The organism is Novosphingobium sp. G106 (assembly GCF_019075875.1).
GTDB lineage: Bacteria > Pseudomonadota > Alphaproteobacteria > Sphingomonadales > Sphingomonadaceae > Novosphingobium.
Genome location: NZ_JAHOOZ010000001.1, coordinates 1,405,458 through 1,424,946 on the forward strand (window position 1 = coordinate 1,405,458; position 19,489 = coordinate 1,424,946).

General features: G+C 65.0%; 18 protein-coding genes and 2 pseudogenes. 16 read left to right on the top strand and 4 right to left on the bottom strand.

The window, feature by feature from the left end:
- The first annotated feature begins 4 nt into the window (after window positions 1–4).
- The 3 genes from KRR38_RS06660 (at window position 5) to KRR38_RS06670 (ending at window position 4,224) form a co-directional block, all read left to right on the top strand.
- On the top strand, window positions 5–2,653 hold the full coding sequence (locus KRR38_RS06660) for a TonB-dependent receptor (protein ID WP_217399820.1): 2,649 nt from the start codon (window positions 5–7) through the stop codon (window positions 2,651–2,653).
- 71 nt (window positions 2,654–2,724) lie between these two features.
- Window positions 2,725–3,642: a TIGR03619 family F420-dependent LLM class oxidoreductase gene (locus KRR38_RS06665; RefSeq protein ID WP_217399822.1), complete on the top strand. Its 918-nt coding sequence runs from the start codon at window positions 2,725–2,727 to the stop codon at window positions 3,640–3,642.
- A 102-nt stretch (window positions 3,643–3,744) separates the two neighbouring features.
- Window positions 3,745–4,224, top strand: coding sequence for a PilZ domain-containing protein (locus KRR38_RS06670; RefSeq protein ID WP_217399823.1), 480 nt, complete (start codon window positions 3,745–3,747; stop codon window positions 4,222–4,224).
- Here KRR38_RS06670 and KRR38_RS06675 read toward each other — a convergent pair.
- Complete coding sequence (locus KRR38_RS06675; RefSeq protein WP_217399825.1) at window positions 4,221–5,450, bottom strand: Rieske 2Fe-2S domain-containing protein; 1,230 nt, start codon at window positions 5,448–5,450, stop codon at window positions 4,221–4,223. The genes KRR38_RS06670 and KRR38_RS06675 overlap by 4 nt on opposite strands.
- A gap of 111 nt (window positions 5,451–5,561) precedes the next feature.
- Between KRR38_RS06675 and KRR38_RS06680 the strand changes: the two genes are divergently transcribed.
- From KRR38_RS06680 to KRR38_RS06695, 4 genes are all read left to right on the top strand, one after another.
- On the top strand, window positions 5,562–6,275 hold the full coding sequence (locus KRR38_RS06680) for an alpha/beta fold hydrolase (protein WP_217399827.1): 714 nt from the start codon (window positions 5,562–5,564) through the stop codon (window positions 6,273–6,275).
- 76 nt (window positions 6,276–6,351) lie between these two features.
- A complete protein-coding gene (locus KRR38_RS06685) occupies window positions 6,352–8,463 on the top strand; it encodes a PQQ-dependent dehydrogenase, methanol/ethanol family (protein WP_217399829.1) in 2,112 nt (703 codons plus the stop codon).
- 155 nt (window positions 8,464–8,618) lie between these two features.
- The gene (locus tag KRR38_RS06690; RefSeq protein ID WP_217399831.1) at window positions 8,619–9,452 is read left to right on the top strand and encodes a coniferyl-alcohol dehydrogenase; all 834 of its coding nucleotides are present in this window, start codon (window positions 8,619–8,621) and stop codon (window positions 9,450–9,452) included.
- A gap of 5 nt (window positions 9,453–9,457) precedes the next feature.
- A complete protein-coding gene (locus KRR38_RS06695; protein WP_217399833.1) occupies window positions 9,458–9,754 on the top strand; it encodes a DUF1330 domain-containing protein in 297 nt (98 codons plus the stop codon).
- A 34-nt stretch (window positions 9,755–9,788) separates the two neighbouring features.
- On the opposite strand, the gene KRR38_RS06700 is transcribed toward KRR38_RS06695, so the two are convergent.
- Complete coding sequence (locus KRR38_RS06700; protein ID WP_217399835.1) at window positions 9,789–10,598, bottom strand: SDR family NAD(P)-dependent oxidoreductase; 810 nt, start codon at window positions 10,596–10,598, stop codon at window positions 9,789–9,791.
- A gap of 114 nt (window positions 10,599–10,712) precedes the next feature.
- On the opposite strand from KRR38_RS06700, the gene KRR38_RS06705 reads away from it, so the two are divergent.
- From KRR38_RS06705 to KRR38_RS06725, 5 genes and pseudogenes are all read left to right on the top strand, one after another.
- Window positions 10,713–11,516, top strand: a complete 804-nt coding sequence (locus tag KRR38_RS06705; RefSeq protein WP_254514670.1) for a crotonase/enoyl-CoA hydratase family protein — start codon at window positions 10,713–10,715, stop codon at window positions 11,514–11,516.
- A gap of 60 nt (window positions 11,517–11,576) precedes the next feature.
- Window positions 11,577–12,866 carry a 3,4-dihydroxy-2-butanone-4-phosphate synthase gene (gene ribB / locus KRR38_RS06710; RefSeq protein ID WP_217399839.1) on the top strand — a complete coding sequence of 430 codons (1,290 nt, stop codon included), beginning with the start codon at window positions 11,577–11,579 and terminating at the stop codon, window positions 12,864–12,866.
- Between the two features lie 5 nt (window positions 12,867–12,871).
- Window positions 12,872–13,399 (top strand): hypothetical protein, encoded by a 528-nt coding sequence (locus KRR38_RS06715; RefSeq protein WP_254514671.1) that lies wholly within the window; start codon window positions 12,872–12,874, stop codon window positions 13,397–13,399.
- 2 nt (window positions 13,400–13,401) lie between these two features.
- Window positions 13,402–13,823, top strand: a pseudogene (gene ribH / locus KRR38_RS06720) (6,7-dimethyl-8-ribityllumazine synthase).
- On the top strand, window positions 13,816–14,772 hold the full coding sequence (locus KRR38_RS06725; protein WP_217399841.1) for an aldo/keto reductase: 957 nt from the start codon (window positions 13,816–13,818) through the stop codon (window positions 14,770–14,772). Before ribH ends, KRR38_RS06725 begins: the two are co-directional and overlap by 8 nt.
- On the opposite strand, the pseudogene KRR38_RS06730 reads toward KRR38_RS06725, so the two are convergent.
- Both KRR38_RS06730 and eno read right to left on the bottom strand, forming a co-directional pair.
- Window positions 14,769–16,360, bottom strand: a pseudogene (locus KRR38_RS06730) (AbgT family transporter). The gene KRR38_RS06725 and the pseudogene KRR38_RS06730 overlap by 4 nt on opposite strands.
- 54 nt (window positions 16,361–16,414) lie before the next feature.
- Window positions 16,415–17,701 carry a phosphopyruvate hydratase gene (gene eno / locus KRR38_RS06740; RefSeq protein WP_217399847.1) on the bottom strand — a complete coding sequence of 429 codons (1,287 nt, stop codon included), beginning with the start codon at window positions 17,699–17,701 and terminating at the stop codon, window positions 16,415–16,417.
- A gap of 166 nt (window positions 17,702–17,867) precedes the next feature.
- On the opposite strand from eno, the gene KRR38_RS06745 reads away from it, so the two are divergent.
- The 4 genes from KRR38_RS06745 to KRR38_RS06760 are packed head-to-tail and all read left to right on the top strand — an operon-like array spanning window position 17,868 to window position 19,473.
- Window positions 17,868–18,356 carry a hypothetical protein gene (locus KRR38_RS06745; protein WP_217399849.1) on the top strand — a complete coding sequence of 163 codons (489 nt, stop codon included), beginning with the start codon at window positions 17,868–17,870 and terminating at the stop codon, window positions 18,354–18,356.
- A gap of 25 nt (window positions 18,357–18,381) precedes the next feature.
- A complete protein-coding gene (locus KRR38_RS06750) occupies window positions 18,382–18,768 on the top strand; it encodes a phage holin family protein (protein WP_217399851.1) in 387 nt (128 codons plus the stop codon).
- Window positions 18,768–19,079, top strand: a complete 312-nt coding sequence (locus KRR38_RS06755) for a hypothetical protein (RefSeq protein ID WP_217399853.1) — start codon at window positions 18,768–18,770, stop codon at window positions 19,077–19,079. The genes KRR38_RS06750 and KRR38_RS06755 overlap by 1 nt, the downstream gene beginning before the upstream one ends.
- Entirely contained in the window at window positions 19,072–19,473 is a 402-nt protein-coding gene (locus KRR38_RS06760) for a hypothetical protein (protein ID WP_217399855.1), read from the top strand. Before KRR38_RS06755 ends, KRR38_RS06760 begins: the two co-directional genes overlap by 8 nt.
- The last annotated feature ends 16 nt before the right edge of the window (window positions 19,474–19,489 follow it).

The following is a 19,489-nucleotide window of genomic DNA, read 5'->3' on the forward strand; positions in this document are numbered from 1 at the left end:
TGTCATGAGGCGCTTTCACAGCGAGACGATGAGTCATGCCAATACTTCGCGTCGGCGCGCGGCGGTAATCAAAGCGCTTTACGCCACGCCGCTTGTGTCGATCGCCTGGAGTGCCCCTGTTCTGGCACAAGAGGCCGCGCCTTCCAACCCACCGCCGGCACAAGAAAACCGCGCTTACGTCGACAATGGCGATATCATCGTCACGGCGCGCAAGCGCCAGGAATCGATCCTGAAAGTTCCGGTGGTCGTCTCGGTCGTCTCCAACGAGAAGATCGAAAGTACCGGCCTAACCAACGTCACCGAACTGCCCAAACTCGTCCCCGGCCTCGTCATCGCCGGCAACCTCCTGTCGATCGGGCCACAAGTTACGATCCGCGGCGTCGGCACCTCGTCGTTCGATCCGGGCGTAGACCAGTCGGTATCGCTCAATATCGACGGCCTCTCGCTCGGCCAAGGGCTCGCCTTCGGCGCCGCCATGTTCGACGTCGGCCAGGTCGAAGTGCTGAAGGGGCCCCAGGCGCTGTTCTACGGCAAGGGCAGCCCCGGCGGCGTGATCTCGCTACGCACCGCCGATCCGACCGACCAGGTCGAGTTGATCGCGCGCGGTAGCTACGAATTCGTAGCCCGCGAGTATCGCGGCGAGTTGATCGCTTCGGGTCCAGTCACCGATACGCTCGGGGTTCGTCTTGCCGCGCTCTATTCCGAAGGCGACGGCTATTTCATCAACGACGCGGTGCCGATCCCCGGCACCGGCGGCCTGGCGCCGACGCACAGCCGCAACCCGCAGCCACGCAATTTCGTTCTTCGCGGCACATTCCTGTTCAAGCCCACCGATGATTTCAGCGCCCGCTTGAAGGTCAATCACTCCTATGACCACCAGGAAAACGCGGAACTGAAGCAGCTCTCGAACTGCCTTGAGCCCGGCCAGTCGTTCACCCTGGGAAGCGGCCTCGTTCCTGGAATTCCGCCTGCGCCGAATTTCCTTACGCCAATCGACCCGATCCGGATGATCGGCAACGACAACTGCAAGTTCGATCGCCATGCTCCGCAGGTCTACCTCGATCCGGCAGCATTCCCCGGTGTGCCGAACGGTGGCACGCCTTATCTGCAAAACATGCAGAACTTCGGCACGCTCGAACTCAACTACGACGTCAGGCCCGATCTGTCGCTGACATCGACGACGGCCTACTACGACCTGAAGTCGAGCAGCCTGGTGAACCCGACTCTCTCGGTCGCATCCGCGCCCTTCTTCGCCGTGACCAACCGGTTCCGCCGGCGTGAATTCACCGAGGAATTGCGCTTGAACAGCGATTTCTCGGGTCCGCTCAACTTTACCCTCGGCGCATTCTACGAAGACGGCCTGCTGAAGGATCGGGTGCATTTCATCCGCAACACCAAGTACGGTTTCCTGAGCCCGCAGATTTTCGGCGCCAGTCTTGGATTGCCTTATTTCGACCTGCTGAACGACGATCGAGAGTCGACGATCAACATCAAGACCTATTCGGCTTTCGGTCAGCTCCGCTACAAGATCACCGACCAGCTCGAACTGGCCGGTGGTGTTCGCTATGCAGACGAGAGACGCGATCTAAGCGTCATCGACTATCACGCCAATGTCACGAACACGCCCGGCGTGCCGGAAGTTCGCGATCTCACGCCGACCCTGCCCGTCACGGATAATCATTCGAAGACCTGGTCGCCCGAAGCGACGATCACTTATACGCCAAACGACGATCTGACGATTTTTGCGTCTTACAAGAAGGGTTACAAGTCGGGATCTTTCAGCGTCGCGGTGCCGGCGACGGCCGGGCAGGACAAGCACTTCGGCGACGAAAAGGTCCGGGGCTTCGAGGTCGGCCTCAAGTCCCGACTGCTCGATCGCAGCCTGTTGGCCAACCTGGCCTTCTACGACTACATATATGACGGTCTCCAGGTCGGCGTGATCGAAGGCTTCGTGAACGGCTCTCCGGTCATCAACACGCGCAATTCAGGCGAGGCAAAGACCTATGGCGTCGATTTCGACGTGCGGTACATGCCTCGGGCGGTAGAAGGACTGACGCTGACGGCATCGGTCAATTGGAACAGCGCACATTACAAAGTGCTCGACACGCTGGGCTGCTATCCCAATCAGACGATCAGCCAGGGTTGCAATACGACGCCGGTCGCGACGCTGCTCAACGGCGTTCCCACCACCCGCTTCCTGACGCAGAATCTCAATGGCGCACAGATGATCCGCGCGCCCGAATGGGCGGCCAATTTCGGCTTCGATTACGAGGTGCCGGTCGGTTCGGGCATGAAGCTGCAATTCAGCAACAACAACCAATACTCATCGAAATATCCTTCCTACCTTGCGCTCAACCGGCCGAACCAGGATAATTTTCAGGGCGCTTACATCAAGTTCGATGCGAGCATCACGCTCAAGGCAGCGAACGATCGCTGGGAAATCGCGTTGTTGGGCAAAAACCTTTCCGACAAGCTGACGGCTTCAAACTGCTCGGCCTCGAGCGTCGCAGGCGGCGGCGTGCTCGGCGGCGATGCCTCGGGCTTTGCCACGCAACAGGGCACCGCCGGGTGGGCGGAAGCGCTGTGCTTCCCCGACGGTCCCGGCCGTTCTATCGCACTACGCTTCACCTTCCGTCCCTTCGCGGGGAACTGACGAGCCGCAGGGGGACGGACCAACGTCCATCCCCCTACGGTAATTGCGATCATTCGCGAGTTCGACGATCGATGAAACTGACTTTCCCGCTGCCGCACCTCATGGAAATCCAGGCGATGCTCCAGCCCTGGGAGCTCGCGGTCACCGGTCCGGACCAGCTCCGCATGGCGCAGCGCGCCGAAGCGCTCGGCTATGACATGATCGCGATTCCCGAACATATCGCGATCCCGCCCAACGATCAGCACACGGGCCATTTCTGGCTGCATTCGACCACGGCGCAGGCCGCGCTTGCCGGGGCGACGAGCCGGATCCTGCTCAATTCCTGTGTGACGATCCTGCCGCTGCAGAACCCGCTCTATCATGCCAAGTCGTTGGCGACGGCCGACTGGTTCAGCGGCGGGCGGATGGTAGTGACTTTCGGCCTCGGCTCGATCCGCAAGGAATTCGACTATTTCGGCGTCCCCTGGGACCAGCGCGGCGCGATCGCCGACGAATACCTCGATGCCATCGTCGCACTGTGGACGCAGGAGCGACCGACTTTCGCAGGCCGCTATGTCCAGTTCGAGGACATCGGCTTCAATCCCAAACCCGTGCAGAAACCGCACCTGCCGATCTGGATCGGCGGCGATAGCAAGCCCGCGCTGCGCCGCGTCGCGCGCGTCGGCTCCGGTTGGATCGTCTCGTTCCGCACCGCGCCCGAGGAGATTCCCGACCGGATCGACTTCATCAAGTCGCAGCCCGACTGGACCGACCGGCCCCTCGAAATATCCTATGGCCTCGGCACCGGGCGGCTCACTACCAACCACGCGCCATCGGGCGACGACAGCGTCAGCGGCGGAATGAGCGCGCAGCAGATCGTCGACGCGCTCGGACGCTTCAAGGAACTCGGCATCACGATGAGCTCGGTGCCGATCCCGCCGGTGAGCGGGATCGAGGCCTATCTCGATCACGCACAATGGGTGATGGAAGAGGTCAAACCCAAGCTTTGAGGCAATTTTCGACCGGGAAGGGCAAAATTTTGCCGCTTCCAGCCCAAAAACTTACGAGGCCTTAACCGAACCTGTTGCAGCTAGGCCGTGGAGGCAAGACCCATGGCATCGGCTGCAGCATTCAAGACGGACTTTCTGGCGGACGAGGAACGCTCGTCGCGCCGCCACAGTCTCTGGCTGAGCGCCCGCGTCTCGGTGCGCGGCGAAGCCGAACAGGTGATGATCCACAACCTGTCGATGACAGGCCTTCTGTTCGAGACCGCGCTCGCGCTCGAGTTCGGCGATCGTATCGAAGTCGAGCTGCCCGAAGCCGGACCGACCCAGGCCGAAATCGTCTGGTGCAGCGACAGCTTCTTCGGTTGTGAATTCGCCAGCCCGATCGCGGCCGCCGCCGTCAGCGCCTCGCGGCTGCGCTCGCCCTACCTGCAGGATGCGGTGGAAATGCGCCAGGCATCGGCCGAGTCCGTGCCGCTGGCCGCCGTCGTTCCCGGCGGCCTGACTCCGCTGCAGAAGGCGCTGGTCATTGGCGGCGCCGCGGCGGCGTGCTGGGTCCCGCTGATCGTGGCCGTGGCCTACATCTAGACTTCGGCACCGAGCATGCGCTGGCCGCCGTCGCGCCAGTCTGCTCCCTCCGGCGCGACATAGCTGAACGGCAGGAAACCGCTTGTCCGGTAGCCATCGAGCGCGCCATCGACACCGTCGCCTGCGTCTTGGTGCGCCAACATGTCGAGCAGATAGGCGCGCATCCGCACGACCGCGAGGTCAGTACCGCACAGTGTTTCCAGGCTACGATCGACGATCGGCCCCATGCTCGCCTGAACGCCCAGGTCCTCGTGCAGCACGCTGGCGGTGAAGCCGCTGAAGTGCCCCTTGGCCATGGCCTCGCGGTCCTGGCCCCAGTTGTTGTCGCGCGTGTAGTCGCCTTTCAGCAGGTCGTCCGGATCGAGGCCCGAGAAGAACCGCGAGATGTCGGACAGCTTTCCGGTTCCGTCCCAGAAACCGAAGAACAGCATGTGCGTCTCGTCGTCGATCGGCACCGAAATGAAGCACGAGCAGTCGGTCGGGATCACTGGCTGGCGACTGGCCGAGAAGGCATAGAATGGCGCGACGAATTCGGCGACGCGGAAATGGACCTTGCCGGGCTCCCCTGCGCTGCGGATCGCCGCGGTGCGCAGGCCATAGGGCGTCTCGCCGATTTCATAGCTCGGCGCGTCGAGCAGGAATTTCTCCTTCCCCGGCTCCGCCCAGCCCTGGTGCAACCAGTTCAGGTGCACTGAATCGAGCGCACCCTCGAATCCCTGGAGCCAATTGCACTTCACCGTCATGCGCGACCACCAGCGGCCTTCCGCGGATACGTCCATGAACGGCAGCGGCGGCAGTTCGGGCGGCTCGTCCTGTCCGAGGAAGGCCCAGAGCAGTCCGCCACCCTCGCGCACCAAGCGCCGGTCCACTTTGACCCGCGAAGCGAACAGCGCCGAACGCTCGCCTTCCGAGGGCACTTCGGTTACGCGGCCCGCCTCATCCATCTGCCAGCCATGATAGATGCAGCGCAGCTTGCAGCCCTCGACCCGTGCCAATGCCATCGAGGCACGGCGGTGCGGGCAATGCTCGTCCATCAGCCCGAGCGTGCCGTCCTCGGCGCGCCAGGCGACTAGATCGTGGCCGAGCAGGCGCACGCGCTGCGGCGGCGCGGCGGCTGCGAGCGATTCGCTGCGGGCGAAGGGGATCCAGTAGTTTTCGCGCAGCATCCGGGCCATCGGCGCATCGCCGGTCACGCGCGTGAGACGTTCGTTGTCCTTGGGCGTCATCAGGCTTTTCTCCCGGCTCTGTCGGCCATGGCTTTGATTGCCAATGCGTCGGATTGAATGCCAAGCCGGCCTGCGGGTCAAGCTTGCGTGGGAACTGCGGGAGGAGACATCATGGCCACTTACGTCCTGGTCCACGGCGCCGGTCACGGCGGCTGGTGCTATCAGCGGCTAGCGCGGCTGCTGCGCGCGCAGGGGCACGAGGTCTATACGCCCACGCTGACCGGCCTTGGCGAGCGCTCGCATCTGCTGACACCCGAGGTCGGGCTCGACACGCACATCGCCGACGTCGTCAGCCTGCTCGAGCATGAAGACCTGCACGACGTGATCCTCGCCGGCCACTCCTATGGCGGCATCGTCATCACCGGCACGGCCGACAGGGCGCGGGATCGCGTCGGCCAGCTCGTCTATCTCGACGCGGCAATCCTCTACGACGGCGAGTCCCTCCATGACGTCACCCCCGCGCTCGCCATGATGCGCGACGAGATGAAGGTGGTGGACGGCATGGAACTGGTGCTCTGGCCCGACGATCCCGTCGCCTATGCGATCTACGGCGTCACCGACGCGGCCGACTGGGCCTGGATGCGCGACCGGCTGAAACCGCACCCGTGGCGTGCCTTCACCGACAAGCTGCGGCTGGTCGATCCCGCGGCGGTCGCCGCGCTGCCCCGTACAGTGATCAACTGCCCGGCAACGCTGGAGAAGCGCGTCGGCGAGTCGCTCGATCGCTATCACGTCGGCGACCACGTCTGGGAGATCGACACCGGACACGACCTGATGATCACAGAGCCCGAGAAGACCGCGGAAATGCTTCTGCGGCTCTGCTGACCAAAACCTTAGCCATGTGATTTACAGTGGCGCAAAAACCGGTAGAGAGTACGCAAAACGTTAGGGAGAGAGGCCGATGCGCCGCCTGAAATTCACGATTCTTGCTGCCGCCGCCAGCGCGGCGATTCTGACCGCGGCCTGCACCAAGGGCGGCGGTGAATCCGCCCAGCCCGAGGCCGGCGTCGGCGCAGACAAGAACTGGCCGACGGTCGGCGGTGCCAACGACGGATCGAGCTACAGCCGGCTAACCGAGATCAGCACCGGCAACGTCGACAAGCTCGGTCTCGCCTGGTCGCTCGATCTGCCCGGCGAGGTCACGCTCGAAGGCACGCCGCTCGCGGTCGACGGCAAGCTCTATTTCTCGGGTTCCTATGCCGCAGTCTATGCGGTCGACGCGGCCAGCGGCAAGCTGCTGTGGAAGTTCGATCCCGAGACCTGGAAGCACAATCCCGACAAGATGCACTTCTCGTTCGGCGCCAACCGCGGTGTCGCTTACGAGAACGGAAAGGTCTTCGTCGCTGGGCTCGACGGCCGCGTGTTTGGGCTAGACGCCGCGACGGGCAAGCAGCTCTGGGAAGCGGATTCGATCCCGCCGGGCAATCTCAACATCAGCACCGGCGCGCCGCGCGTGATGAACGGCAAGGTGATCATCGGCAACGGCGGCGCCGACTTCGGCGCGCGCGGCTTCGTCACCGCCTTCGACGCCAATACCGGCAAGCAGCTCTGGCGCTTCTTCACCACGCCGGGCACCGCCGAGCAGAACAAGGGCGATGCGGCGATGGAAGCCGCGGCCAAGACCTGGGGCGCCGATTTCACCAAGCACGGCGGCGGCGGCGGCACCGCCTGGAACGGGATGACTTTCGATCCCGAAACCAACCGCGTCTACATCGGCGCGGGCAATGCCGGCGCCTACGACCCGCTGGTCCGCGATCCCGGCGATCCCAAGGGCGACAACCTCTACACCAGCTCGATCGTCGCGCTCGACGCCACGACAGGCAAGTACCTCTGGCACTACCAGGAAAACCAGCGCGACAGCTGGGACTACAAGGCGACGCCCAACATCCAGATGGCGACGCTCAATATCGACGGCAAGCCGCGCAAGGTGCTGATGCACGCGCCGACCAACGGCTTCTTCTATGTGCTCGACCGCGACACCGGCAAGCTGATCAACCAGCCCGGCAAGACCACGGTGATCAACTGGGCCAAAGACATCGACATGAAAACGGGTCGGCCCAACGAGTATCCGAACATCCGTTACGAGACGGGCCTGACCGAGATCTGGCCGGGTACGATCGGCGGGCACAACTGGCAGGCGATGAGCTACAGCCCGCGCACCGGCCTGGTCTATATCCCGATCCAGCAGATCGGCGCGCGCTTCGCCAAGAATGGCAAGGCCAGCGAGAACGCGTTCAACGTCATGGGCCTGCTGCTCGAGCCGATCGTCCAGAAGCCCGGCGACGGCCACGGCTATCTCGTCGCCTGGAATCCGGTCACGCAGAAGGAAGCCTGGCGCGTCGAGAACAAGAACCTGTGGAACGGCGGCACGCTGGCGCTAGCCGGCGGCCTAGTGTTCCAGGGCACGGCCGAAGGCACGTTCAACGCTTATGACGCCAAGAGTGGCAAGAACGTCTGGCAGTTCAACGCCGGCCTCGGCATCATCGCCGCACCGATGAGCTACAGCGTCAATGGCAAGCAGTATGTCTCGGTCCTGGTCGGCTACGGCGGCACAACGGCGGCCTATGGCGACTTCATGAACGTCGGCTGGAAGTACGGCCAGCAGCCGCGCCGGCTGCTGACTTTCGCGATCGGCGGCACGGCCAAGCTCGCGCCCACGCCCGGCCCCGACATGAAGGTCCACGCGGTCGACGATCCCAAGCTCGTGCTCAACGAGGCCGACGTCCAGGCCGGCAAGCAGGCCTCGGTGGCCTGCGCCGCCTGCCATGGCATCGGCATGCAGGCGACCGGCACGCCCGGGCCGGACCTGCGCGAATCGGGCATCGCGCTCGATCTCGAAAGCTTCAAGCAGCTGCTGCGCAGCGGCGCGCTGATGCAGAACGGCATGCCGAAGTTCGACACGCTGACCGACGAACAGATTCGCCAGATCCACGCCTACATTCGCGCCAAGGCGCGCGAGCAGCTCGGGCTCCGGCAGAAGGACAATTCGCGGCCGGCCAACGTCAGGCTGTAGCGACTTCGATCTTCCCCATTCGGACGGCCGGATGGGGAGGATTTTCACCATCGCCCCTGCGATCACGCCTTTCCCCGGTTGCCGGCCGCGCGCTCTCGCGTCATGACCGCGCGCATTGGTTTTCCGAGCGATATTCCGGCGAGAGGAACGACATCATGAGCGATATTCTGGGCTACAAGGGCAAGCGCGTCATCGTCAGCGGCTGCTTCTCGGGCATGGGCGAGGCGACCGCAAAGATCCTGCTCGATCTCGGCGCCGAAGTGCACGGGCTCGACTTCAAGGAATCGACGCTTCCCCTCGCCTCGTTCAACCAGATCGACCTGCGCGACGCCGCTTCGATCGAAGCCGGTGTCGCCAAGATCGGCGGTAAGGTCGACGGCCTGTTCAACTGCGCCGGCCTCGCTGGCGGCGGCGCCTTCCCGCCGATGGACACCTTCAAGGTCAACTTCATCGGCACCCGCCACCTGACCGACACCGTCCTGCCGCTGATGGGCCAGGGCGGCGCCATCGTCTCGATCGCCTCGACCGGCGGCCTCGGCTGGAGCCGCCGCATTCCGACGCACATGGAACTGCTCCAGGTCCAGGGCTTCGACGCCGCCGTCGCCTGGGCCGAAGCGCATATGGACCAGGTCGCCGAGGGCTATGCCTTCTCGAAGGAAGCCGTGATCGTCTGGACCCAGTTCATGGGCGCGCAGCTGATCAAGAAGGGGATCCGCATCAACTGCTCGCTGCCCTCGCCTACGCAGACGCCGATGATGGCGACCTTCCACGCGACCTCGGGCAAGGACATCGTCGACGCCGCCGCCGAGCCGCTCGGACGCTACACCACCGCCGCCGAGCAGGCCGGCCCGCTGGTCCTGCTGAACTCCGATGCCGCCGGCGTCGTCAACGGCGTCGTGCTGCCGGTCGATGGCGGCTTCATGGGCGGCCTCACCACCGGCCAGGTCGACATCAGCAAGATGATGGGTGGCGCCCAGAAGCAGGGCTGAGCGCCGTGCCCGCCTACATGATCCTCATTCGCGACGAGCCTGTGCACGACGCGGATGAGATGGCCGAATACCAGCGCAAGAACCGCGAGCCGAACGACGATCGGCCCTACGCGATGAAGCCGCTGGTGGCCTATGGCGAGATGGTCGCCGTCGAGGGCACGGTTCCCGACGGCGGCGTCATGCTCGAATTCCCGAGCATCGAGGAAGCCCAGGCCTGGTACAACAGCCCCGGCTATCAGAAGGCGTTGCCGCACCGGCTGAAGGCCGCGGACTACCGCGCCTTCATCGTCCAGGGCATGTGATCGAAAGCCCTCCCCATCCGGGAGGGCTTTTTCCTTAGATCCCCAACGAAGACAGCGCGCCGCCATCGACGCGCAAATCGCAACCGGTGACGAAGCCCGCCCGCGGTGAAGCGAGGTAGACTGCCGCCGCCGCCAGTTCTTCGGGCCGACCGAGCCGCGTCAGCGCAGCGCCGGCCAGCATGGCTTCGGTCTGCGGGTTCTTCTCCCCCGCCATCATCGCCGTATCGATAAGGCCCGGCGACATCGAGACGATGCGCGCCTTGCGGTCACCGAAGCTCTTGGCCTCGCGCTTGGCGATCGCCCGCACCGCACGCTTCGACAGCGTATAGGCCGCGCCTTCGTTCGGCACGAGATGGCGCAGCTCCGCCGTTCCGCCCGCCGGCAGCGGCGCTTCGAAAGCGGCGTCGGCTTCGGGCGAGATCGGAAAATAGCTCGCCATCGAGGCAAACAGCACCACCGCGCCGCCTTCGGCCATGCGCGGCTTAACCGCGTCGACGATCGCCTGGGTGGCGTCGAGGTTGATCTCGAGCAGCTTGTCCTTGTCGCCGAAGATGGCCGGCGAGACGCCCGCCGTGTGGATGACCGCGCCGATCGACCGCGAACCAAGCTTGGCCAGCAGTCGCTCGGTGAAGGCGGGATCGGTGATCTCACCGCCCAGCAACTCAACCTTGGCGCCCTTGGCACGCAGCGCTTCGGCCACGGGGCCGAGCCGCGCTTCGTCGAGATCGCAGAGTAGCAGTTCGGGCCAGCCATCCTCGCCGAGCAATCGTGCGCAATGCGATCCCATGCCGCCGGCCGCGCCGGTCACGATCGCCACGCCCTCGGCGCGATTGAACTCTCCCATGGTCTTTCCTTTCGACAGGTGTGATGGAAGTCTGCTCGCCCACCGATGCCGCCGTCAAGGCTTGGCGTCTACCGACATTGCCCTTATCGCCTCCGCGACAACGGGAGAACGAACTTGACCGATGCGGTCCTCTACGAAGCCGACGATGAGGGCATCGTCACGCTGACGCTCAACCGGCCCGAGCTGCGCAATCCCATCACCGACCGCGAGGTGATCGACGGTTTGCTCGCCGCGCTCGAGCGGCTCGAAGCCGATCCGGCGGCGCGCGTCGCCATCCTCACCGGCGCCGGCAAGGGCTTCTCGTCGGGCGGCAACATCAACGAGATGAAGCCTGGTGGTAGCGTCAACGCCGGCACGCCGGTCAAGACGCGGATCGGCTACAAGCGCGGCGTACAGCGCCTGCCGCTCGCTTTCGCGGCACTGGAGGTACCGGTGATCGCCGCGGTCAACGGGGCAGCGATCGGCGCCGGCTGCGACCTCACCTGCATGTGCGACCTGCGCATCGCCGGCGAGAGCGCGAAGTTCGCCGAGAGCTTCGTCAAGCTGGGCCTGATCGCCGGCGACGGCGGCTCCTGGCTCCTGCCGCGCGTCATCGGTTGGTCCAAGGCCGCAGAAATGGCGCTGACCGGCGATATGATCGACGCTGCAGAAGCGCTAGCCTGCGGTCTTGTCTCGAAGGTGGTGCCCGATGCCGAACTGATGGATGCGGCACGCGCCCTCGCCCGTCGGATCGCCGCCAATCCTTCGCATGCCGTGCGCATGACCAAACGGCTGCTCTGGGAGGGTCGGCGCAGCGACCTCGCCAGCCTGCTCGAAATGGCCGCCGCGATGCAGGCCGCGGCGCATACGACTGCTGACCACGCCGAAGCCGTGGAGGCATTCCTGGCGAAGCGGAAGCCGGAGTTCAAGGGCGATTGACATCGGCAATGTGAAGGCGCACCTCATCATCACATTTCAATGTGATCAGCGAGTCGCTTTATGTCAGGCAATGTGATCGATCGTGTCCGCCAGCTCGTCGTCGACGGGGGCATGTCCAAGGCTGGCCTCGCCCGCGCCGCAGGCCTCCACGCCAACACGCTGCGCGACTGTACCGAAGACGGGTGGAATCCCACGACCGAAACGCTCGGCAAACTCGAACGCTTCCTCTTCGCCAATGACGACCGCCCGGTGCTGGCTCCGATCGAGGAGATCATCGACGAGGCGCGCAACGGCCGGATGTTCATCCTCGTCGACGACGAGGACCGCGAGAACGAGGGCGACCTCATCATCCCCGCGCAGATGGCAACGCCTTCGGCGATCAACTTCATGGCCACCCACGGCCGCGGCCTGATCTGCCTGACCTTGACCAGCGAACGCGTCGAGCAACTCGGCCTCGACCTGATGAGCCGCCACAACGGCACGCGGCACGAGACCGCCTTCACCATCTCGATCGAAGCGCGCGAGGGCGTCACCACGGGCATTTCCGCAGGCGACCGCGCCCGCACGATCAGCGTCGCGATCGACGGCAGCAAGGGCCGCGACGATATCGTCACGCCCGGCCACGTCTTCCCGCTGCGCGCGCGCGACGGCGGTGTTCTGGTCCGCGCGGGCCATACCGAGGCCGCAGTGGACATCTCGCGCCTCGCCGGGCTCAACCCCTCGGGCGTGATCTGCGAGATCATGCGCGACGACGGCACCATGGCGCGGCTCGAAGACCTGGTCGGCTTTGCGCGAATGCACGACCTCAAGATCGGCACGATCCGCGACCTGATCGCCTATCGCCGCAAGCACGACCACCTCGTCGTCAAGAAGGCCGAACTCGCTTTCAAGAGCCGTTGGGGCGGCGACTGGCGCGCCGTGACCTATTACAACAAGGCCACCGGCGACGAGACGATGGCTCTGGTCAAGGGCCGGCCCTCCGCCGACAAGCCGACCCTGGTGCGAATGCACACGCTGTCGATCTTCGCCGATATCTATGGCGAGGAAAGCGACCGCGGCGAACTGCTCCACCGCTCGATGGAACTCATCGGCGAAGAAGGCGCCGGCGTGATCGTCGTCATCAACCGGCCCATGCAGCGGCTGATGTCGCGCTCGATGGAGATCAAGGCCAGCGTCCGCGCCGGCGAGATGGCGCCGCCGCTCGAGGAGCTGCGCGACTATGGCGTGGGCGCCCAGATCCTCACCGAGCTCGGCGTGCACGACATGATCCTGCTGACCAACACGCACCATTCGCTGGTCGCGCTCGAAGGCTACGGCCTGTCGATCGTCGGCGAACGGGCAGTCGTCTAACGGCCATGACGCTGCGCACCGGTGCGGACGAAACGCGCTCGCCGAAGTATGCGCATGCCGAGCGTGAGCGGCGCTGGCTGGTCGATCCGCTCGGCCTGCCCGACTTGGCGGCAGCCGAACATGTTCTGGTTGAGGACCGCTACATCGATGGCACGCGATGCCGTCTGCGCCGGATAACGCACAGCGCCAGCGAGGTCACCGCCGTGAAGCTGACCAAGAAGTACGAGGCAGCCGATCCGCTGGCGCGGCCAATCGTGACCGCTTATCTCGATGAGGCCGAATTTGCCGTATTCGCCGCCCTACCTGCGAGGACGTTGACCAAGCGCCGGTATCACATCCAGGTAGACGGCCGCGAATTCAGCTACGATCGCTTTTCGGGGGCGCTTGACGGGCTGCATTTGCTAGAGATCGAATGGCCCGACGATGCTGGGCTTCGCGCGCTCCGGCCGCCGGAGTGGGCAATACGCGACGTCAGCGAAGACATACGTTACCAGGGCGGCACATTAGTCCGTGAAGGCATTCCAGGAGACTGAATTTGGGCAAGTTTCTCATCGTCGAAGCGCGCTTTTACGATCACCTCAACGACATGCTGATCGCCGGAGCCAAGGCGGCGATCAAGGCCGCAGGGCACAAGGCGGACGTGATAACCGTGCCCGGCGCGCTGGAAATTCCGGGTGCGATCGCGCTGGCCGAGCAGACCGGCGACTATGAGGGCTTCGTCGCGATCGGAGTGGTCATCCGCGGCGAGACCTATCACTTCGAGATCGTCGCCGGCGATCTGCGCGCGGCATCATGGCGCTGACCATGGACGGGATTGCCATCGGCAACGGCATCCTTACCGTGGAGAACGAAGCGCAGGCCATCGTCCGCGCTGATCCGAGCCAGAAGGACAAGGGCGGCGAAGCGGCCAAGGCGGCGCTGGCACTGCTCGCATTGAAGGAAAAATTCGGTGGCTGAAGCGCATCCCGGTAACGCACACCCGGCAATCGGCGGCATCAAGCTCTGCTTCGGCGGCAATGTCTTCGGCTGGACGCTGAACCGGGATCAGAGCTTCGAGATCCTCGACGCCTTCTACGAGGCCGGCGGCCGGATGGTCGACAGCGCCGAGGGCTATTCGTCGTGGATACCCGGCAACAAAGGCGGCGAATCCGAGACCATCATCGGCGAGTGGATGGAACTGCGCGGCGTCCGCAAGGACATGCTGATCGCCACCAAGACCGGTATGGGTGGGCCGCCCTATGCGCTGAAGCCCGAGAAGGTGGCTGCGGCGATCGAAGGCTCGCTGGAACGGCTGCGCACTGATTATGTCGACATCTACTATGCCCACCGCGACGACAAGACCACGCCGCTGGACGAGGTGATCTCGGGCTACGACGATCTGGTGAAGGCCGGCAAGGCGCGCGAGCTCGGTGCGTCCAACTATACGGCCGAGCGCCTCGGCGCGATCACCAAGCTGGCCGACCGCATGGGCATGACGCCCTTCACGGTGCTGCAACCCAAGTTCAATCTGGTCTGGCGTCACGAATTCGAAGGCGCGTTACAGGACCTCTGCATCGCGCGCGGCATCGCGGTGCTGCCCTATTACGGCCTGGCTTCGGCCTTTCTTTCGGGCAAGTTCCGCAAGCCCGAAGACCTGGAGGGCACGTCGCGAGGTGGTGGCGCGCGTGAATTCGCCGAGAACGGCGGATGGGCGATGCTGCCGGTGCTCGACCAGATCGCGGCCGAGACCGGTGCCACGCCCGCACAGGTCGCGCTCGCCTGGCTGCGCACCCAGCCCGCCGTCGCCGCGCCCGTCGCCAGCGCGAGCCGGAAGGAGCAACTCGCGGACCTGATCGGTTCTGCCCGGCTCGAGCTCGATGCCGCGCAGGTCGAGCGGCTGACTCGGGAATTTTCGCCCGCGGTCTAAGGCCGGCCCGGCAAACTGCCCGGCATGCTGTAGGTCACCTTGGCGCCGGGTCCGAGCGGCAAGTCCAACGCCACCCAGGCCGCGGTCAGCGCCGACCCGGCGAGGTAGAATGCTACGCTGTAGGGCAGCGTTGCCGACAGCAGCGTACCAAGCCGCATCGACGGCACCCAGCGCTGGCAGAAGATCAGCGTCAGCACGAAATAGGGATTGAGCGGCGAGATCAGGTTGGTGACGGTGTCACCGACCCTGTAGGCCGCCGTCGTCATCTCGGGCGACACGTCGAGCAGCATCAACATCGGCACGACGACCGGAGCCATTGCGGTCCACTTGGCCGAGCCCGACGCTATCAGGAAATCGAGCCAGGCCGATGCCGTTGTCAGCAGCGGCAGCAGCAGCGCCGGCGGTGCGTCGAGCGCGCGCAGCTGCGCTGCGCCCCGGATCGCCGTGATCGAGCCGAGGTTCGACCACCCGAACATCGCGACGAAGTGCGCGGCGAAGAACACCAGCACCAGATAGGGGAGCACGCCTTCGAGCCCCTTGGCCATCATGGCGACGAGGTCGCGGTGGCCGGCGATCGTTCCCGCGGCCTTGCCATAGGCCCAGCCCGTGACGAGGAAGAAGACCAGGAGCAAGCCGGCGAGGGCGCGATAGAACGGCACGATCTGCTGCCCCGGCGGCGCCGCGCGGTCGTAGAGCGGCGAATAGGCGGGATTGAGCATCAGCAGCCCGACCACACCGACGAAAACCAGCGCCGCCAGCCCTGCCGCCCTCAACCCCCGCTTTTCGACAGGCCCCAGCACCGGTTGATCGGTCGATGCGCTTTCGCCGCTTCCTTGCCACGGCCCCAGGCGGGGCTCGATGATGCGCGCGGTGATGAGCCAACCCAGGCCGATGAAGGTCGTGGCGATCGCCACGATGAACCACCAGTTGCCCAGCGGATTCATCTCCCACTTCGGCACGAGCAGATGCGCGCCGGTCTGGGTGATGCTCAGGATCAGCACGTCGTACTGGCCAGGCACCAGATTGCCCGCGAGTCCGGTCGCGCAGCCGACGAAGCCCAGAACGATGCCGAGCACGGGATTGCGCCCCGCCTGGGCAAAGACCAGTCCGGCAAGCGGGACATAGACGAGATAGCCGGCGTCGACCGCATGGGTCGTCAGCATGCCCAGCAGGATTATCACGGGCGCCAGCAGCGGGGCGGTATCCGCGCCGTCAGTCGGCGCAGCAGTGCGGTGATCAGCCCCGATTGCTCGGCCACGCCGGCACCGAGCATCAGCACGAGCACCAGACCGAGCGGCGGGAAGCCGGTATAGGTCTTGGGCATCTCGGTGAAGAACTGGCGGATCGAGGCTTCGGACAGCAGGCTCTTGGCCACCAGGATCTCGCCGGTGACCGGATTGGTCGCCGACCAGCCCTGCGCTGCGCCCAGCGCCGACACCGCCATCAGCAGAACGACGATCCCAGCGAACAAAGCCACGGGATCAGGCAAGGCATTGCCGAGCCGTTCGACCTTATCGAGGAAGCGCTCGCGCCAGCCAACGCGCCGTGCTTCCCCGCTAGATGACGTCGCCACTGCCCTTTTCCCCATTAGCCTGGGGCCAATAGAGGCGAAATTTTTCGCCCGGGCAATGGCTGCGCAGGATTACCCGGCAAGCCGGCCGAAGGCGGCCTCGCCGGCATATTCGGCGGCGTCACCCAGCTCTTCCTCGATACGGATGAGCTGGTTGTACTTGGCAAGCCGGTCCGACCGCGCGAGCGAGCCGGTCTTGATCTGGCCGCAGTTGGTGGCGACGGCGAGGTCGGCGATGGTCGAATCCTCGGTCTCGCCCGAACGGTGCGACATGACCGCGGTGTAGCCATTGCGCTGCGCGATCGAGACGGCTTCGAGCGTCTCGGTCAGCGTGCCGATCTGGTTGACCTTCACCAGCAGCGAGTTGGCCAGGCCCTTGCCGATCCCCATGGTCAGGCGCTTCGGGTTGGTCACGAAGAGGTCGTCGCCGACGAGCTGGACCTTGTTCCCGATCTTGTCGGTCAGCGCCTTCCAGCCCTCGAAATCGTCCTCGCCCATGCCGTCCTCTATCGAGATGATCGGATAGGCAGTGGTCAGGTCGGCCAGATAGTCCGCCATCTGCACCGGCGAGAGCGAGAGACCTTCACCGCTGATCTCGTACTTGCCGTTCTTGAAGAACTCGGTCGCGGCGCAGTCGAGCGCCAGCTTGATATCGCTGCCCAGCTTGAAGCCGGCCTTCTCGATCGAGGCGGCGATGAAGTCCAGCGCGGCGCGGGTGCTGGCGATGTTCGGAGCAAAGCCGCCCTCGTCGCCCACGGCAGTCGCCAGGCCCTTCTCGTGCAGGCCCTTCTTCAGCGTGTGGAAGATTTCGGCGCCCCAGCGCACGGCCTCGGCCAGCGTCGGCGCGCCGACGGGCATGACCATGAATTCCTGGAAGTCGATCGGGTTGTCGGCATGCTCGCCGCCGTTGATGATGTTCATCATCGGCACCGGCAGGACATGCGCCGAAACGCCGCCGACATAGGCATAGAGCGGCAGGCCGCGCGCCGCGGCCGCAGCCTTGGCGATCGCCAGGCTGGTACCGAGGATGGCGTTCGCGCCCAGGCGGCTCTTGTTCTCGCTGCCGTCGAGCGCGATCATGGTCAGGTCGATGTCGCGCTGGTCCTCGCCGTCGAGGCCGAGCAGCGTGTCGCGAATCTCGCCGTTCACGGCGTCCACCGCCTTCAGTACGCCCTTGCCGAGAAAGCGCGACTTGTCGCCATCGCGCAGCTCTACCGCTTCATGCGCACCGGTCGAGGCGCCCGAGGGCACGGCGGCGCGGCCGAAGCTGCCGTCATCGAGCAGAACGTCGACTTCCACAGTGGGATTTCCCCGACTGTCCAGGATTTCGCGGCCGTGTATGTCGATGATGGCGGTCATGCTGGTTTCTCCTGAATGGTGCAGCTGCGAAGACTTTCGGCGTCCTTAGCAGGGGAACTTTGGCAGGCAAGCCGCGTTGCAGCTTTGTCGTGCGACTTGTGTTACATTGAGGGCACAAGGTTCAGAATCGCGCTAACGGCGCTGGTGCCCAAGGAGGATAGAAGACATGGACGAGACTCTCGCAACTCCGGGAACCACGAGCGAGAAGCCGGCCAAGGAGCGCTTCGCCAAGGCGATCGAAGAGGCCAAGGCCGGCGCCCAGGCTCTGGGCAAGGAAGCGCAGGAGCGCGCCGATCTCTATCGTGAGAAAGTGACGTCGCAGAGTGGCGAATGGACCGCCCAGGCCAAGGAAAAGGCCACCGGCTATGCCAACGAAGGCAAGGCGCGCGCGAGCGAGGCAATCTCCGGGCTCGGCAAGCTCGTATCCGAAAATGCCGGCCTGATCGACGACAAGGTCGGCGCGAAATACGGCGACTATGCCCGTTCGGCTGCGCAGTCCCTGCAGGACGTCTCGGCGCGCCTCGACGAGAAGAGTCTCGACGACCTCGCCGACGATGCCAAGGAATTCGTTCGCCAGAGCCCAGGCCTCGCGATCGGCATGGCTGCAGTGGGCGGCTTCCTGATCGCACGCCTGCTGCGGGGATCGAGCGACTGACGCCTACGCAGCGGGGCGTTTGTTTATGGACGAGGATGAAGATCAGCCGGCCGTCGTGGCCGGCGAGGCGGCACGGCACCGCCATCTCGAGGACGATCTGCGCGGGCTGGTCGATCGCGGGCTGGCGTTCGCCCAGGCCGAAGTCGAGCTGCAGAAGGCGCGCGGGCTCTATGCCGCGGGCCGACTAAAGTGGATCGCCCTGCTGGGCGGTCTGGCACTGGTGCTACTATTCTTCTCTCTGGTGGCGCTGACCGTAGGTCTGGTCATTGCTCTCACACCGTTGCTCGGCGCCTTGGGAGCGACGCTGGCGGTCTTCAGCGGCTTGGTGATCGTGGCATTGGTCTGCGCACTGGTTGCGACGCGGCAATGGAAGAGCATGGTCCGGGCGCTGTCCAACGGGAGTGCCGACTAATGGGCGAGGCGCTCGAACGAGCCAAGGCCACGCGGAATGCAGCACATGACGCGTTGCAGCTGCAGCTCGCCCAAGTGCGCGAAGACCTCGCGGCGCGGGGTATCGGCGGCCGGATCGCCGACCGCGCGGGCGAAGTGGTTGCCGACGCGGCCGAGATAGCGAACGAGAACAAGGGCATCATCGCCGGAACCCTAACGGCAATCGCGCTTTGGTTCTTGCGTGGCCCAATCGTCGGCCTTGCTACCCGCCTCTGGGAGCGCGGCGATGATGACGACGAAGAAGATGACGACGAAAGGAATGACGATGACTGAGACCAATGTCGTGAAGCTGCCCGAGCGCAAGGTCGAAGAAGCCGGGAAAGCCGTCACCGATTTCGCCCGCGAGCATCCGGGCCTGGTCGTCGCCGGCGGCATCGCTCTCGGACTCGTCGCGGGGGCTCTGCTGTCGCGCGGCTCGGGACGCAAGCTGGCGCGCCATGCACTGACTCTGGCCGAAGTGGCAGGCACCGCGAGCATGGCGCTCGGCCGTCAGGCCATGGAACGTGCCGAAGATGCGGGCACCGGGCTGCGCCGCCAGGGCGAAGTCCTGGTGGAAAAGGCCGGCAATCTGCGCGGGCCGGCCGAGGAAGCCGTCGACAATGCCAGCGAGGCGGCACAGCGGCTGCTGCGCAAGGCGGTCGAGCTCGCAGGAAAATTGCGCGGCTGACCCCTTGCTCTTCGCA